This is a genomic window from Peribacillus sp. B2I2, assembly GCF_041261685.1.
Lineage (GTDB): Bacteria > Bacillota > Bacilli > Bacillales > DSM-1321 > Peribacillus.
Genome location: NZ_JBGCCB010000001.1, coordinates 3848914 through 3863307 on the forward strand (window position 1 = coordinate 3848914; position 14394 = coordinate 3863307).

General features: G+C 43.8%; 15 protein-coding genes and 1 pseudogene. 3 read left to right on the forward strand and 13 right to left on the reverse strand.

The genetic code is table 11. The annotated features are described in order from the left end of the window. Window positions 1-399: 399 nt before the first annotated feature. The 12 genes and pseudogenes from ABIE66_RS19025 to ABIE66_RS19080 form a co-directional block, all read right to left on the reverse strand. Window positions 400-1107 carry an ABC transporter ATP-binding protein gene (locus ABIE66_RS19025; RefSeq protein ID WP_063232914.1) on the reverse strand — a complete coding sequence of 236 codons (708 nt, stop codon included), beginning with the start codon at window positions 1105-1107 and terminating at the stop codon, window positions 400-402. Beyond that, window positions 1107-1886 carry an ABC transporter ATP-binding protein gene (locus tag ABIE66_RS19030; RefSeq protein WP_289315529.1) on the reverse strand — a complete coding sequence of 260 codons (780 nt, stop codon included), beginning with the start codon at window positions 1884-1886 and terminating at the stop codon, window positions 1107-1109. The genes ABIE66_RS19025 and ABIE66_RS19030 overlap by 1 nt, the downstream gene beginning before the upstream one ends. Beyond that, window positions 1861-2824 (reverse strand): annotated as a pseudogene (locus tag ABIE66_RS19035) (branched-chain amino acid ABC transporter permease). The gene ABIE66_RS19030 and the pseudogene ABIE66_RS19035 overlap by 26 nt, the downstream one beginning before the upstream one ends. 13 nt (window positions 2825-2837) lie before the next feature. After that, a complete protein-coding gene (locus tag ABIE66_RS19040) occupies window positions 2838-3716 on the reverse strand; it encodes a branched-chain amino acid ABC transporter permease (protein WP_289315527.1) in 879 nt (292 codons plus the stop codon). A gap of 164 nt (window positions 3717-3880) precedes the next feature. After that, on the reverse strand, window positions 3881-5059 hold the full coding sequence (locus ABIE66_RS19045) for an ABC transporter substrate-binding protein (protein ID WP_370015949.1): 1179 nt from the start codon (window positions 5057-5059) through the stop codon (window positions 3881-3883). A gap of 554 nt (window positions 5060-5613) precedes the next feature. After that, complete coding sequence (locus tag ABIE66_RS19050) at window positions 5614-6321, reverse strand: ABC transporter ATP-binding protein (RefSeq protein ID WP_289315525.1); 708 nt, start codon at window positions 6319-6321, stop codon at window positions 5614-5616. Beyond that, window positions 6321-7100 carry an ABC transporter ATP-binding protein gene (locus ABIE66_RS19055; protein ID WP_289325882.1) on the reverse strand — a complete coding sequence of 260 codons (780 nt, stop codon included), beginning with the start codon at window positions 7098-7100 and terminating at the stop codon, window positions 6321-6323. Before ABIE66_RS19055 ends, ABIE66_RS19050 begins: the two co-directional genes overlap by 1 nt. Next, entirely contained in the window at window positions 7075-8046 is a 972-nt protein-coding gene (locus ABIE66_RS19060) for a branched-chain amino acid ABC transporter permease (RefSeq protein WP_370015950.1), read from the reverse strand. The genes ABIE66_RS19055 and ABIE66_RS19060 overlap by 26 nt, the downstream gene beginning before the upstream one ends. Window positions 8047-8059: 13 nt before the next feature. Beyond that, window positions 8060-8938 (reverse strand): branched-chain amino acid ABC transporter permease, encoded by an 879-nt coding sequence (locus tag ABIE66_RS19065; protein WP_370015951.1) that lies wholly within the window; start codon window positions 8936-8938, stop codon window positions 8060-8062. Between the two features lie 76 nt (window positions 8939-9014). Continuing rightward, entirely contained in the window at window positions 9015-10202 is a 1188-nt protein-coding gene (locus tag ABIE66_RS19070) for an ABC transporter substrate-binding protein (protein ID WP_289325884.1), read from the reverse strand. A gap of 186 nt (window positions 10203-10388) precedes the next feature. Continuing rightward, window positions 10389-11150 carry a tRNA threonylcarbamoyladenosine dehydratase gene (locus ABIE66_RS19075; protein WP_370015952.1) on the reverse strand — a complete coding sequence of 254 codons (762 nt, stop codon included), beginning with the start codon at window positions 11148-11150 and terminating at the stop codon, window positions 10389-10391. Window positions 11151-11261: 111 nt separating this feature from the next. Then, on the reverse strand, window positions 11262-12368 hold the full coding sequence (locus ABIE66_RS19080; RefSeq protein WP_370015953.1) for a M20 family metallopeptidase: 1107 nt from the start codon (window positions 12366-12368) through the stop codon (window positions 11262-11264). Window positions 12369-12529: 161 nt separating this feature from the next. Between ABIE66_RS19080 and ABIE66_RS19085 the strand changes: the two genes are divergently transcribed. Continuing rightward, a complete protein-coding gene (locus ABIE66_RS19085) occupies window positions 12530-12685 on the forward strand; it encodes a hypothetical protein (protein WP_370015954.1) in 156 nt (51 codons plus the stop codon). Here ABIE66_RS19085 and ABIE66_RS19090 read toward each other — a convergent pair. Further along, window positions 12671-13642 (reverse strand): NERD domain-containing protein, encoded by a 972-nt coding sequence (locus tag ABIE66_RS19090; RefSeq protein WP_370015955.1) that lies wholly within the window; start codon window positions 13640-13642, stop codon window positions 12671-12673. The two genes, ABIE66_RS19085 and ABIE66_RS19090, sit on opposite strands and share 15 nt — an antisense overlap. Window positions 13643-13745: 103 nt before the next feature. On the opposite strand from ABIE66_RS19090, the gene ABIE66_RS19095 reads away from it, so the two are divergent. Then, a complete protein-coding gene (locus ABIE66_RS19095; protein ID WP_370015956.1) occupies window positions 13746-14183 on the forward strand; it encodes a hypothetical protein in 438 nt (145 codons plus the stop codon). A gap of 39 nt (window positions 14184-14222) precedes the next feature. Then, window positions 14223-14351, forward strand: a complete 129-nt coding sequence (locus tag ABIE66_RS19100) for a hypothetical protein (RefSeq protein ID WP_370015957.1) — start codon at window positions 14223-14225, stop codon at window positions 14349-14351. Window positions 14352-14394 lie beyond the last annotated feature (43 nt).

Genomic DNA, 14394 nt, shown 5'->3' on the forward strand with positions numbered 1-14394 from the left:
TAACAATAGCTACGGATGAGGTTTGATCATGAACCCATTCTACTATTATCCCTAACTAGATTGTATACCGCGTGATTTGGTTTTACTAACCTTTTTAACTAGTTAAAATAACTTATTTAAAAAACAAAAAAACCGCTATAAAACGGTCTCGGTTTGTCGACAAAATGAGTTTTATCTAAATATTAAAACAAAGTTTGATTGGAACGGAAGGCGCGAGACTCCTGCGGGAAAAGCGAGTTCAAGGGAGACCCCGCAGGCGCGAAGCGTCGAGGGCGGACCGCCCGCGGAAAGCGAGTGCCTGGAGTGGAAATCAACGTTCGAGTTTTACAAACAAAAAAAACTGCAGGCAAACTCGCTTTTCTTCGAGTTTGTCTACAGTCCGAAACCGCCATATGCGGTTTAATGTCCTCCTAAATAGGCATTCTTGATTTCTTCACTTGCGGTCAGTTCCTCTGATTTGCCTGATAGGACAATTCGGCCGGTTTCGACAACATAGGCTCTGTCCGCGATGGATAGGGCTAAGTTGGCATTTTGTTCGACCAGCAGAATGGTTGTACCGGTTTTATTGATTTCTTCGATGATATGAAAGATTTGCTTCACCAATAATGGGGCGAGTCCCATGGATGGCTCGTCCAATAATAGAAGCCGGGGCTTGGCCATGAGTGCCCTGCCCATTGCGAGCATTTGCTGTTCCCCGCCGGAAAGCGTTCCGGATTGCTGTTTAAGGCGCTCAAGCAAACGCGGGAATAATTCATAGACTTTCTCCATATCCTGCTTGATGCCTGCCTTATCTTTGCGTAAATAAGCACCAAGCTGAAGGTTTTCTTCAACCGTCATGTTAGCGAAGACCCGCCGTCCTTCAGGCACATGGGAAATGCCCATTTTCACGATGGATTGTGCTGCCTTTCCGCCGATGGATTGCCCTTCGTATATGATTTTCCCTTGTTTTGGTTTTAATAGGCCGGAAATGGTTTTCAGCATCGTGCTTTTTCCGGCTCCGTTCGCCCCGATCAGGGTTACGATTTCGCCTTCGTTAATAGAAAGCGAGATTCCTTTCAAGGCTTGAATGTTTCCGTAATAGACGTTGATGTCCTCTATTTTTAACATTATGAAACCTCCTCGCCCAGATAGGCCTCGATGACTTTTGGATTGTTACGGATTTCCTCTGGCTTTCCTTGAGCGATCAGTTGTCCGTGATCGAGTACATATATGCGTTCGCAAACACCCATGACCAGCGGCATATCATGTTCGATCAATAATACGGTCAAATCAAATTTCTCACGGATGAGGGCAATCAGGTTCATGAGCTCGTGAGTCTCCTGGGGGTTCATCCCCGCTGCCGGTTCATCCAGCAAAAGCAGTTTCGGATTGGCTGCAAGTGCACGGGCGATTTCCAAACGTCTTTGTTTACCATATGGCAGGTTCTTCGCCTTTTCATCCTTATATTGATCCAGGTTGAAAATCTTCAGGAACTCAATTGCCTTTTCATCCATTTCCTTTTCGCCTTTAAAATGGATTGGCATCCGGAAGATCGAACTTAAAATGCTATGCTTCGAAAGGGAATGATAGGCCACCTTTACATTATCGATCACGGATAGTTCGCTGAATAAGCGGATGTTCTGGAATGTCCGGCTGATTCCTTTTTGCGTAATTTTATATGGAGGCTTTTTTCTCAAGTCCTCCCCTTCTAAAGAAATCGTTCCCTCCGTCGGGACGTAAACCCCTGTCAGCAAGTTGAAAAAAGTGGTTTTCCCGGCTCCGTTCGGACCAATCAAGCCAACCAATTCCCCAGGGTACAGCTCGACGTTAACATCGGAAACGGCTTTAAGCCCTCCGAACTGGATGCCGACCGAATCGACTTTAAGCAGCGGTGTTTTTATTTTCATGGCTGCTGCCTCCTTTACGTTTGAACATGGAAGTTATTTCTTTTGTCCCCATTAAACCTTGTGGACGATAGATCATCATGACGATAAGCACTAGGCTGTAGATGATCATACGCGTTTCGGGATAATCCTGGAGGAATGTCGTGACCACAGTCAGTAATATGGCAGCCAATACGGCTCCTGACAGACTTCCAAGGCCTCCCAGTACGACTAAGATCAGGATATCGAATGACTTCAGGAATCCAAAGTTCGATGGCTGGATGATGTAGAAGTTATGAGCGTATAGCCCTCCAGCAATTCCGGCGAAAAAAGCACCGATCGCAAACGCGACAACTTTGTAATAGGTCGTATTGATCCCCATCGAATCGGCAGCCGTCTCGTCCTCACGGATCGATATGCACGCTCTTCCATGGGTAGAACTTGTGAAGTTCCTGATGACGATGATCGTAACGATAACGGAAGCGAATACCCACGGCCAAGTGGTCAAATGGGAAACCTGCATGCCGCTCGCCCCGCCAACATAATCGATATTCAAAAGCATGATCCGGACGATTTCCCCAAATCCCAGGGTTGCAATCGCCAGGTAATCGCCTTTTAAGCGTAAGCTTGGAATTCCGATGATCAATCCTGCCAACGCTGCCGCCAAACCGCCCACAATCAACGCTAGAGCAAATGGCATTTGCAGCTTCATGGTCAAAACGGCTGAAGCATAGGCACCGACTGCAAGGAATCCTGCATGTCCGATGGAAAACTGCCCGGTTATCCCGATGATCAAATGAAGGCTCGCTGCCAAAATGATATTGATCCCGATGAACATGAGCGTATTTTGATAAAAAGGATTTAGCGATCCGCCGCCGATTAACACTTGAATTGCGGCGAAAAAGATCAATGATAGTAAAATCGAGAGCCAAAAAACCTTTTGCTCGCTTAATTGTAGTCATTGCTTTGTCTCCCCTATACTTTTTCTTTTTTGTTTTTACCGAATAAGCCTTGTGGCAAGAAAATCAAGATAAGAATCAGTACGACGAAGGCTACGGCATCACGCCATAATGAGTAACCGGCGGCGCTGACCAATGCCTCGATGACACCAAGCAATAAGCCACCGACCATCGCGCCAGGTATGATTCCGATCCCTCCAAGTACGGCGGCAACAAATGCCTTCAATCCCGGAAGCACTCCCATAAGCGGCTCGATCTTAATATAGTAAATACCGAATATGACGCCCGCTGCCCCAGCTAATGCGGAACCGATTGCAAAGGTGGCAGAAATCGTGTTGTCAACATTAATTCCCATCAGTTTAGCTGCATCCGCGTCGAAGGAAACGGCACGCATGGCTTTTCCTATTTTTGTTCTATGAACGATGATTTGAAGAATGATCATCAGGACTACAGCCACTCCAAAAATCAAGACCGATTGACTATTGATGGAAACTCCAAAAATATTGAACTTGTCTGCAGGCAATACATCATTCGGATAAGCTTCCGGCTGTGCACCGCGGACGTAAATGAATCCGTATTCGATCAAAAGGGAAACCCCGATGGCCGTGATAAGTGCGGCAATACGCGTTGCGTTACGCAATGGCTTGTACGCGATTCGCTCGATCAATACCCCAAAGAGCGCACAGACCGTCATCGAGATTAATAGAGCGGGCACGAATGACAGATCCAGAACCGTTATCGAGTAAAATCCAACGAATGAGCCAACCATGAAGACATCCCCATGTGCAAAGTTTATCAATTTAACAATCCCGTAAACCATCGTATATCCGAGAGCGATAAGGGCATAAATACTTCCTAGTGAAACCCCGTTTATTAACTGTTGTATCAATTCCATGTTCGACTCTCCTTGAAAAATCTAATTTTATAAGTGATAAGTCCAGACTCTTCTCGTTCCGCTAAGGGGAAGTTCAGCGACCTGGTATGCTTGAAAAATGAGAATTCGCCAGCACCTTCTGATTGACGAAGGGCCGGCGAAAGGGTTGGAGTTGTTCTCCGGGATTAAGGATTGATTTTAGTGTTGAATACTTGTTTACCCTCTTTAAATTCAAGGATGGTAGCGGATTTGATTGGATTATGTTTTTCATCCAATGTAAATGTACCCGTTACGAGCTCAAGGTCCGCCGTTTTTTCCAGTGCTTCTTTAATTTTTTCTGAATCCGCCGATCCAGCACGTTTAATCGCATCTGCAAGGAAATATCCTGTGTCATAGCCTAGAGCGTTAAATGCATCCGGGGATTTATCTTTGTACTTCGCTTTAAATGCTGACACAAAATTCTGAATTTTCTCATCAGGGTCACCTGAAGAATAATGGTTCGTGATGAACGTATTATTTAGAGCCTTTGTACCGGCAATTTCTACTAGCTTAGGAGAGTCCCAGCCGTCGCCGCCCATAAATGGAACATCAAGTCCAGTTTCCCGTGCCTGCTTCACGATCAGACCAGCTTCCTCATAGTAACCAGGAAGGAAGATGAAATCAGGTTTTGCCGATTTCAAACGAGTCAATGTGGAACGGAAATCAGTATCCTTCGCAATGTAAGCTTCCTCAGCCACGATCTTTCCGCCATTTTTTTCGAATTGTTCTTTAAAGGCTGCGGCTAAACCTTTTGAATAATCGCTTGAACTGTCAATATAGATGGCTGCACTTTTCGCTTTGATTTCAGTACTGGCAAAATTCGCAGCAACCGTTCCTTGGAACGGATCGATGAAGCTTGTCCTGAAAATGTAATCGTTCAATTTATCCTTGCTGAAAGTGATTTCAGGGCTTGTACCGGAAGGTGAGATGACCGGCACTTTGTTATCTTGTGCAATTTGCACTTGGGCAATCGAGTTCGTGCTTGTCGCTGCACCTACGATCGCTGCAACCTGATCTTGTGATGTCAGCTTGATCGCTCCGCTTGTCGCTTCGGACGCTTCAGATTTATTATCGACTTTAATTAGTTTGATTTTTTTTCCGTCAATGCCTTCTTTATTAATTTCTGCAGTCGCAAGTTCCAGGCCTTCCGCAATCGATTGACCATATGAAGCTACACCACCTGATAATTCAAGGTTGACACCGATCTTGATCGTATCACCGTCCCCACTTGATTTATCTGATGAACCAGAGCCGGAACAACCCGCTAGCACTCCTGCAGCAAGTGTTAGAGAAAGGAATGCACTTGCTAATTTTTTCTTTTTCATAAATAATCCCCCCATTTTGTAATCAAGCTCTGATGCATGAATATTTATTCATGATGCTTCAGAAAAAATTGATTAGATGAAATGTTTCAAATTAAATTAATATTTCGAAAAATAGTTTACCGCATAATTTTCATTCCGTCTATACAATAATTGCGAGAAGATTCCGCTTAATAGGATATTTTTCACAGCATGTACAGGTCGTTTTTATTTTTATATATTTTAAATATTGCGAAAACAGTGGTTATAATCAGAAAAAACTGATAATTTAACTATATTAATATTGTAAAATCCTTTATTACTACTCAAAAAAATTTATTCATTCTTTCATTTATATCATCCTATTAATTACATTTTTACCAAAATACAAGCATCTTGATAGGGAATTAAACCCAGTTCCTTTGCTCTTTTTTAGTCTTAATTCCTATATCAAAATTGAATAATACTATTTGAATGTATAAAATCCTGCATGAACCTTCACCCCATTTTTAAGCTTCTTCGTATATTTTTTATATCCCAATCCTCATTTCCCCACAAAAAAACCGCCAAACGGCGGTTCAGTGGCCTCCTAAATAGGCCATTTTAATTTCTTCACTTGAAGTGAGTTCCTCGGCATTGCCCGAAAGGACGATTCGGCCCGTTTCAACGACATAAGCCCGATCTGCAATGGATAAAGCAAGGTTGGCATTTTGCTCGACCAAAAGGATCGTTGTCCCCGCTTCACTGATTTCCTGTATGATGTTGAATATTTGCTTTACCAGCAGCGGTGCAAGGCCCATCGAAGGTTCATCGAGCAGTAATAAACGTGGCTTCGCCATTAAAGCCCGGCCCATAGCAAGCATCTGCTGTTCACCACCTGAAAGCGTGCCGGCCTGCTGTTTGATTCTCTCCAGCAGCCTCGGAAATAACTCATGGACCTTTTCCATATCCTTTTTGATGCCCTCTTTGTCGTTTCTCAAATAGGCACCAAGCTCCAGGTTTTCGGCAACCGTCATGTTCGCAAAGACACGGCGGCCTTCAGGTACATGGGATATGCCCATTTTCACGATGGACTGTGCAGCTTTTCCTCCAATCGGATCACCTTCGAACAGAACTTTTCCCTGCTTTGGTTTTAACAGCCCGGATATCGTTTTGAGCAACGTGCTTTTTCCGGCTCCATTCGCTCCAATCAGAGTCACGATCTCCCCTTCGTTAATCTCCATGGAAACACCTTTTAACGCTTGGATATTGCCGTAATATACATTGATGTCTTCTATTTTCAGCATCATGAAACCTCCTCGCCTAGATACGCCTCGATAACTTTAGGATCGTTGCGGATTTCTTCCGGCTTTCCATGAGCGATAAGCTGTCCATGATCAAGTACGTAAATTCGTTCGCATACCCCCATGACCAGTGACATATCATGTTCGATGAGCAATACGGTAAGGTTGAATTCCTTCCTGATAAAAGCGATGAGATTCATCAATTCTTTCGTTTCATGCGGGTTCATACCTGCTGCAGGTTCGTCCAGTAAAAGCAGTTTTGGGTTTGCCGCGAGAGCACGTGCAATTTCCAGCCGCCTTTGCTGTCCGTATGGAAGATTCTTCGCTTTTTCATCCTTAAAATGGTCAAGCTTGAAAATCCTCAAGAATTCCAACGCCTTTTCATCCATTTCCTTTTCACCGGAAAAATGTCCCGGTAGCCTGAATATGGAGCTTGGGATCATATGCTTGGCAAGCGAGTGGTAAGCAACCTTCACATTATCGATCACAGATAACTCACTGAAGAGGCGGATATTTTGAAAGGTCCTCGAAATCCCTTTTCGGGTAATTTTATAAGGCTGCTGCTTTTTTAGATTTTCCCCGTTCAAGGCAATCGTCCCTTCTGTAGGGACATACACACCCGTCAACAAATTGAAGAACGTCGTTTTTCCAGCTCCATTCGGTCCGATCAGGCCTACAAGTTCCCCCGGAAATAATTCCATGTTCACATCGGACACGGCTTTCAATCCGCCAAAACGGATACCAACCGAATCTACTTTAAGCAACGGTATTGTGGCTTCCATCCTTTGGGCCCCCTTTCGTTTTTTTATGTGTGAACAATGTCGTGATTTCTCTTGTTCCCATTAAACCCTGCGGGCGGAAGATCATCATCAAGATCAGGACAAGACTGTATATGATCATCCTCGTTTCCGGATAATCCTGAAGGAATGTCGTCACGATCGTCAGTAAAATGGCAGCCAAAACCGAACCTGAAAGACTTCCAAGACCGCCCAGTACGACGAAAATCAGAATATCGAAGGATTTTAGGAAACCGAAATTCGATGGCTGGATAATATAGAAATTATGGGCATAAAGCGATCCGGCAATTCCGGCAAAGAAAGCTCCGATGACAAAGGCCGCCACTTTATAATAGGTCGTATTGATTCCCATCGCATCAGCCGCCGTTTCATCCTCCCTTACGGATATGCATGCACGTCCATGAGTCGAATTGGTGAAATTCCGGATGACTATGACGGTGATCATGACACAGGCAAATACCCATGGCCATGTAGTCAGATGGGAAACCTGCATCCCGCTTGCCCCGCCTACATATTCAATATTCAAGAGGACTATCCGGACAATTTCCCCAAAACCTAGTGTAGCTATCGCCAAGTAATCCCCCTTCAGACGCAAGCTGGGTATCCCGATCACCATACCGGCAGCTGCGGCGAAAATGCCCCCAGTCAATACTGCGATGATGAAAGGAAGTTCCAGTTTCATTGTCATGACTGCCGAAGCGTAGGCCCCTACCGCTAAAAACCCTGCATGTCCGATCGAGAACTGCCCGGTTATTCCAATGATTAAATGAAGGCTCGTTGCCAGCATGATATTGATGCCTATGAACATGAGTGTGTTGATATAAAATGGATTGAGCATACCGTTTGTAATGGTGTACTGCATGATTCCGAAAAAAATAAGTGCGAGCACGATCGAGAGCCAAAAACCCTTTGAATTCTTTAAAGTAGTCATCGCCTTGTCTCCCCTATACTTTTTCTCTTTTATTTTTACCGAATAGTCCCTGCGGCAAGAAAATCAAAATCAAGATAAGAACGACGAAAGCCACACCATCGCGCCATAATGAGTAACCGGCAGCACTGACCAAAGCCTCGATCACTCCAAGCAGCAGTCCGCCGACCATCGCTCCCGGAATGATGCCGATGCCGCCCAAGACTGCTGCAACAAACGCTTTAAGGCCAGGAAGGACACCCATCAACGGCTCGATTTTAATATAGTAGATCCCAAAAATGACGCCGGCAGCCCCTGCCAAAGCCGAGCCTATGGCGAAGGTAGCTGAAATCGTATTATTCACATTGATTCCCATAAGCTTAGCAGCTTCGGAATCGAATGAAACGGCACGCATCGCTTTGCCGATTTTGGTTTTATGGACAACGAATTGTAGGATGATCATTAAAATGATGGATACAGATAAGATCAATATCGATTGACTGCTGATGGAAACTCCCAATATATCGAGTTTATCCATCGGAAGGACATTATTTGGATAGGCTTCCGGCTGGGCGCCCCGGATGTAAATCAGCCCATTTTCTATTAGAAGGGAAACACCGATGGCCGTTATCAAGGCCGCAATCCGTGTTGCATTACGAAGGGGTTTATACGCGATCCGTTCAATTAAAACACCAAAGATGGCACAAGTGACCATCGAAATCAATAAAGCCGGCATGAAAGATAAGTCCATTACGGTAATGGCGTAAAACCCTACAAATGAACCAACCATGAATACGTCGCCATGGGCAAAGTTTATCAGTTTGACGATTCCATATACCATCGTATATCCAAGCGCGATCAATGCATAAATGCTGCCGAGTGAAATGCCATTTACCAATTGTTGAATCAGTTCCATATTGCACTCTCCCTGATAAGGTGTTTTTTAAGTGAATATAGAATAGGGGGGACTTGCCCCCTATCCACGTAAGGTATTATGGATTGATTTTCGTCTTGAATGTTTGTTTGCCATCTACATATTCCAAGATGGTCGCCGATTTGATCGGATCATGATTTTCATCAAGGTTCAGCGTTCCGGAAACTAATTGAAGATCTTTGACTTCTTCCAACGCTTGTCTGATTTTTTCGGGGGAAGCATCTCCAGATCTCTTGATGGCATCAGCCAGGTAGTAACCAGTATCATAGCCAAGTGCTGCAAAGGCATCCGGTGTTTTATCGTATTCCTTTTCGAAGGCTGCAACGAAATCCTGGATTTTTGCATCTTCATCTTCAGGGGAATAGTGATTCGTGATATAGGTATTTTTTAAAGCCTCCGCTCCGGCAATTTCAACGACTTTCGGGGAATCCCAGCCGTCTCCACCCATGAATGGAAGGTCTATGCCGTCTTCACGTGCCTGCTTTAAGATCAATCCGACTTCTTCATAATAACCAGGAAGGAAAACGAACTCTGGTTTGGCGGATTTGATACGTGTCAATGTAGAGCGGAAATCAGTATCTTTTGTAACATAAGCTTCTTCCGCCACGATTTTACCACCCTTGGCAGTGAACGCTTCTTTAAAAGCGGCGGCCAATCCTTTAGAATAATCACTTGCGCTATCCACATAGATCGCAGCTGTCTTCGCCCCTATTTCGTCAGATGCAAAATTGGCTGCCACCGTACCTTGGAATGGATCGATAAAGCAAGTTCTGAACACATAATCGTTTAATTTTCCAGCTTTGTTGGTGATGTCGGGATTTGTTGCAGTTGGTGTGAGAAGAGGAACTTTATTATCCTGTGCGACCTGAACCTGTGCCAATGTATTTGTGCTTGTCGCTGATCCGACTACAGCCACAACCTTGTCCTGGCTGACTAACTTGATCGAACCGCTTGTAGCTTCTGCTGCATCTGATTTATTATCAACCTTGACGATTTCCAGTTTTTTACCGTCGATGCCCTCTTTATTAATTTCATCGATGGCCAGCTTCAAACCATCGGCAGCCGATTGGCCGAATGATGCCGTACCTCCGGACAGTTCAAGGTTGGCCCCAATTTTGATCGTGTCACCCGATTTGGATGAACCCCCGCCTGAACTGCTAGTTTTCGAGTCGCCGCTACAACCTGCCAGCGTCCCTGCAACCAAAGAAAGTGATAGGAACACTCCTGCTAGCTTTTTCTTCTTCATTTGAAACCCCCTTGTTTAGTATGTTCTTTTTAATAAATAGAATATTTGAATAAAAAATAATATTCTGAAAATAGTTTATCTCATTCTTTCGACCCCGTCTATATGATATGGATAAAAAAGTTATTTAAAGGGAATATCTCCTAGTAGACAAAAAAAAACTGACCCTGTATAGAGTCAGTCAACTTATCAATCATTTACACGGCGTACTTCAATATCTTTTAAAATATCATTGATCACCCAGCTTGCTGCAATTAAGCCTGCTACAGATGGTACGAAAGCATTCGAAGATGGCGGCATTTGGGCCTTACGGATTTTTGCCTCATCATTGCCGACTTCTTTTCGGACATCCTCACGAATGACAATTGGACTTTCGTCGGAGAAGACAACGGGAATTCCCTTTGTTATGCCCTCTTTACGCAATCTAGTACGAATGACCTTGGCAAGCGGGTCGGTATGCGTTTTGGAGATATCGGCAATTTGAAAACGTGTCGGGTCCATTTTATTAGCGGCCCCCATGCTTGAAATCACCTTGATATTCCGTTTCAGGCATTCCTTCATCACATGCATCTTATAAATGACCGTATCGGATGCATCAATGACATAGTCCAGTCCATAACTGAAGAATTCTTCAAACGTTTCTTCTGTATAGAACATTTTAAGGGAAATCACTTCGCAGTCGGAATTGATGTCCTGAATGCGATTTTTCATCAATTCCGCTTTCGGTTGACCGACTGTTGATAATAGTGCATGAATCTGTCTGTTTACATTTGTGATGTCGACATCGTCTTTATCCACAAGAATAATACGGCCGACCCCCGTGCGTGCCAATGCTTCAGCCGAAAAAGAACCTACGCCTCCTACCCCCAGGACAGCAACGGTCGTGTTTTTCAGGATATCGATGCCTTCCTTGCCTATTGCTAATTCATTTCGTGAAAACTGATGCAGCATATATATTCAACTCCAATAAATTCTGTTCTTATTTAGCTTCCCAATTAACAATATATCATAAACATCATTTATGACAAGCGAAATATGAGCAGTCTAATCGGAATTAGTATACTAGGTCATTTTTGCTAATTTCTGAAGGACGGTCGCCAGCAGGAGAGTCCGTTCTGTCAGGCTGGGAATTTCCAAATACTCCTCTTCACTATGTGCATTCCCTCCAATGGGCCCGAGTCCATCTACCGTCGCTATCCCCAATACAGAAGTAATAGATGCATCCGAACCTCCACCCGTGGCCGTATCTGTGATTTTTATGCCGATTTCCTCCCCGGCCTGACGGATAGTCTCTAAAAGCAAGTTCGTTTTCTCGTTCTTTTCCATGGGAAACCGGTCCATTTTCCCGCTTAATGTCGTTTTCGTCCCTGGAATATAAGTTTCAGCGCAGATTTTTTTCAGTTGTTTAAGAATGATAGCTTCTTGCTTTTTTTCCGAGATCCGTACGTCCACAAAAGCAGCAGCATGGGCAGCGATGGCATTGACAGCAGAACCTCCTTCAATCATGCCGACATTAACGCTGATACCTTTCTTTTGATCATTCAATCGGTGTAAGGCAATGATCTTATTAGCCAATTCTTCAATTGCACTCCGACCCTTTTCCGGTTCGATCCCTGAATGGGCTGCCACCCCCACTATATCCACTTTAAATTGACCGCATCCCCTTCTTGCCGTGACAAGTGAACCATCCGTCCTTGCCGGTTCAAGAATTAACGCGAACTTCTTATTGGCCCCTTTTTCAGATATGAGTGAAGCGGAAGACGGAGACCCGATCTCTTCATCACTATTGAGAATTATTTGAATATGCTTATAGCCTGTCTGCCCCGTCTGTTTCAAGCAAAGGACCGCATAAAAAAGCTCAACTAAACTAGCCTTCATATCAGCTACACCAGGACCGTATGCCCGATTTCCCTTCACACTAAAAGGACGTTTTTGCGCTGTCCCTTCTGGAAAAACCGTATCCATATGGGCGACGACCAGAATATGCGGTTGATATGCCTCACGATGCTGGATGACCAGCTGATTTCCATAATTCTGCTGCTCAACAGTATTCACAATAAAATCCAGGCTTTCAAATTTCGCTTTTAAAATCGAACCAATTTCATCAATACCCTTTTTCGTATGAGAACCACTATCTATATTCACTAGCTGCTCCACTAATTGAAGCATTTCGTTCCTCTTTGCATTCAATAAATCTTTCAAAGCCCTCACTACTTTCTATCATTGGCTGATTATAATTCCAACCTTACTATAATTTACGAATCTATATTGCGGAATGTTACTTAAATGGGGATATTTGAAGTTTATTCGAGAGTTTTTGGGGTTTACTCGTGAGTTTGGGGATTTCACTCGTAAATTTGGGGCTTTTACTCGTGAGGTTAGGCTTTTTACTCGTGAATTTGGGGCTTTTACTCGTGAATTTAGCTCGTTTACTCGTCAATTCGGGGCTTTTACTCGTGAATTTGGGGCTTTTACTCGTGAATTAATCCTTCAAGACTATAAGCTCTATTTTTAAATTGCCCTGAATAAGGCAACCCCAGGGCAGATAGCATTCGTTGCATGATATTGATTGAATCTATTTGTAAAAAGAGCCGTGCTTGTTTATTCGTAATCTTGGGTTTTATAAGGAGAGCGAAATCACGAAGAGTTTGTATGTGGGCATCTTTGGAGGCGTAAGAACATTGACCGCATGACCATTTGCCCCAGTGATATTGCATATGGAGAGTTGAGCATTTAGGACATTGAACGCTTTTGAGCAGATCTTGCTCATCGATTTGATACCATTCGAGTATATCCTGATTATGTGGAGTGTTTGTTAGCATCATTGTGTTCGAAAGTCTATTTCTCTGCCTTTGAGTTAATTGCTCAGAAGGATACTTTTCTTCAAGGGTGTGAATTTTGGAGATTAGGGTTTCTTTTCCCGTGATTCTTTTGAAAATGGGGGTAAAACCTGGGGTAGTCCTGATGATGGTATTCGAGTTTGCATTGGCTATAAGCGTTTCAATCGGAAGCGAGGGGAATTTATGAAAAGCGAGCCAATCCGATAATCGGGATTTTTGCACGTCAACCTGGATTAGCGGGTCCAGATAAGCTTGTTCCTGACCATCTTTTGTTCTAATCAATTGAGGATAGGTGCGATCAAAGTAGAGCATTCCCGCAAAGTTTTTCACTTCGATGATGATACAGACATTCCGGGTGATTATAAGAAAATCCATTTGAAAATAACGACTCCCATCGTTGCTTAACCTCAAGTCATGCAATACTTGATATTCTTTTGAAAGATCCTTCAACTCATTTCCAATACTCCGCTCCCCGTTAAAACCTGTATCGATTTTACGGAAATCGTTCCTTATCTTTTCCTGTTTTGGATGGTTTGGTGATAGCCTCCTGCTTAATGCCTCCAGTTTGAGCATTTTCAAAGGCTTTTCACACGGTTTTAGCATTCATTCATCAACTCCTTGTCCTTTAGCTTCTTTGTTAATGCACTCTTTTCCTGCTGGTAAACTGAAAATCAGCATTTTACCCTGAGTTTGCTCTGTCTAATTCGTGAATCTGTTCCTTACTCGTGAGTTGCGCCACTTACTCGTGAGTTTGGGCTTTTTACTCGTCAATTCGGGGCTTTTACTCGTGAGTTTTAGCTTTTTACTCGTGAGTTTGCGCCTTTTACTCGTCAATTTGCGCCTTTTACTCGTGAGTTTGGGCTTTTTACTCGTGAATTTGTTCCTTACTCGTCAATTTGCGCCTTTTACTCGTGAGTTTGCGCCTTTTACTCGTGAGTTTGCGCCTTTTACTCGTGAGTTTTGGCTATTTACTCGTCAATTCGGGGCTTTTACTCGTGAGTTTAGCTCGTTTACTCGTAAATTTGGGGCTTTTACTCGTGAGTTTGGGCTTTTACTCGTCAATTTGCGCCTTTTACTCGTGAGTTTGGGCTTTTTACTCGTCAATTTGCGCCTTTTACTCGTGAGTTTTGGCTTTTACTCGTGAGTTTAGCTCGTTTACTCGTAAATTCGGGGCTTTTTACTCGTGAGTTTGGGCTTTTTTCTCGTCAATTCGGGGCTTTTACTCGTGAGTTTGCGCCACTTACTTGTGAGTTTGGGCTTTTTACTCGTCAATTTGCGCCTTTTACTCGTGAGTTTGGGCTTTTACTCGTGAGTTTGCGCCTTTTACTCGTGAGTCTGGGCTATTTACTCGTGAA

What these genes read in the sequence shown, in the direction of transcription:
- ABIE66_RS19080 (WP_370015953.1), bottom strand. Translation starts at nt 12,368, where the DNA reads ATGCTTCAATTAGTGGAGCAGCTAGTGAATATAGATAGTGGTTCTCAT.
- ABIE66_RS19030 (WP_289315529.1), bottom strand. Translation starts at nt 1,886, where the DNA reads ATGAAAATAAAAACACCGCTGCTTAAAGTCGATTCGGTCGGCATCCAG.
- ABIE66_RS19065 (WP_370015951.1), bottom strand. Translation starts at nt 8,938, where the DNA reads ATGGAACTGATTCAACAATTGGTAAATGGCATTTCACTCGGCAGCATT.
- ABIE66_RS19060 (WP_370015950.1), bottom strand. Translation starts at nt 8,046, where the DNA reads ATGACTACTTTAAAGAATTCAAAGGGTTTTTGGCTCTCGATCGTGCTC.
- ABIE66_RS19050 (WP_289315525.1), bottom strand. Translation starts at nt 6,321, where the DNA reads ATGCTGAAAATAGAAGACATCAATGTATATTACGGCAATATCCAAGCG.
- ABIE66_RS19040 (WP_289315527.1), bottom strand. Translation starts at nt 3,716, where the DNA reads ATGGAATTGATACAACAGTTAATAAACGGGGTTTCACTAGGAAGTATT.
- ABIE66_RS19055 (WP_289325882.1), bottom strand. Translation starts at nt 7,100, where the DNA reads ATGGAAGCCACAATACCGTTGCTTAAAGTAGATTCGGTTGGTATCCGT.
- ABIE66_RS19075 (WP_370015952.1), bottom strand. Translation starts at nt 11,150, where the DNA reads ATGCTGCATCAGTTTTCACGAAATGAATTAGCAATAGGCAAGGAAGGC.
- ABIE66_RS19025 (WP_063232914.1), bottom strand. Translation starts at nt 1,107, where the DNA reads ATGTTAAAAATAGAGGACATCAACGTCTATTACGGAAACATTCAAGCC.
- ABIE66_RS19090 (WP_370015955.1), bottom strand. Translation starts at nt 13,642, where the DNA reads ATGCTAAAACCGTGTGAAAAGCCTTTGAAAATGCTCAAACTGGAGGCA.
- ABIE66_RS19045 (WP_370015949.1), bottom strand. Translation starts at nt 5,059, where the DNA reads ATGAAAAAGAAAAAATTAGCAAGTGCATTCCTTTCTCTAACACTTGCT.
- ABIE66_RS19070 (WP_289325884.1), bottom strand. Translation starts at nt 10,202, where the DNA reads ATGAAGAAGAAAAAGCTAGCAGGAGTGTTCCTATCACTTTCTTTGGTT.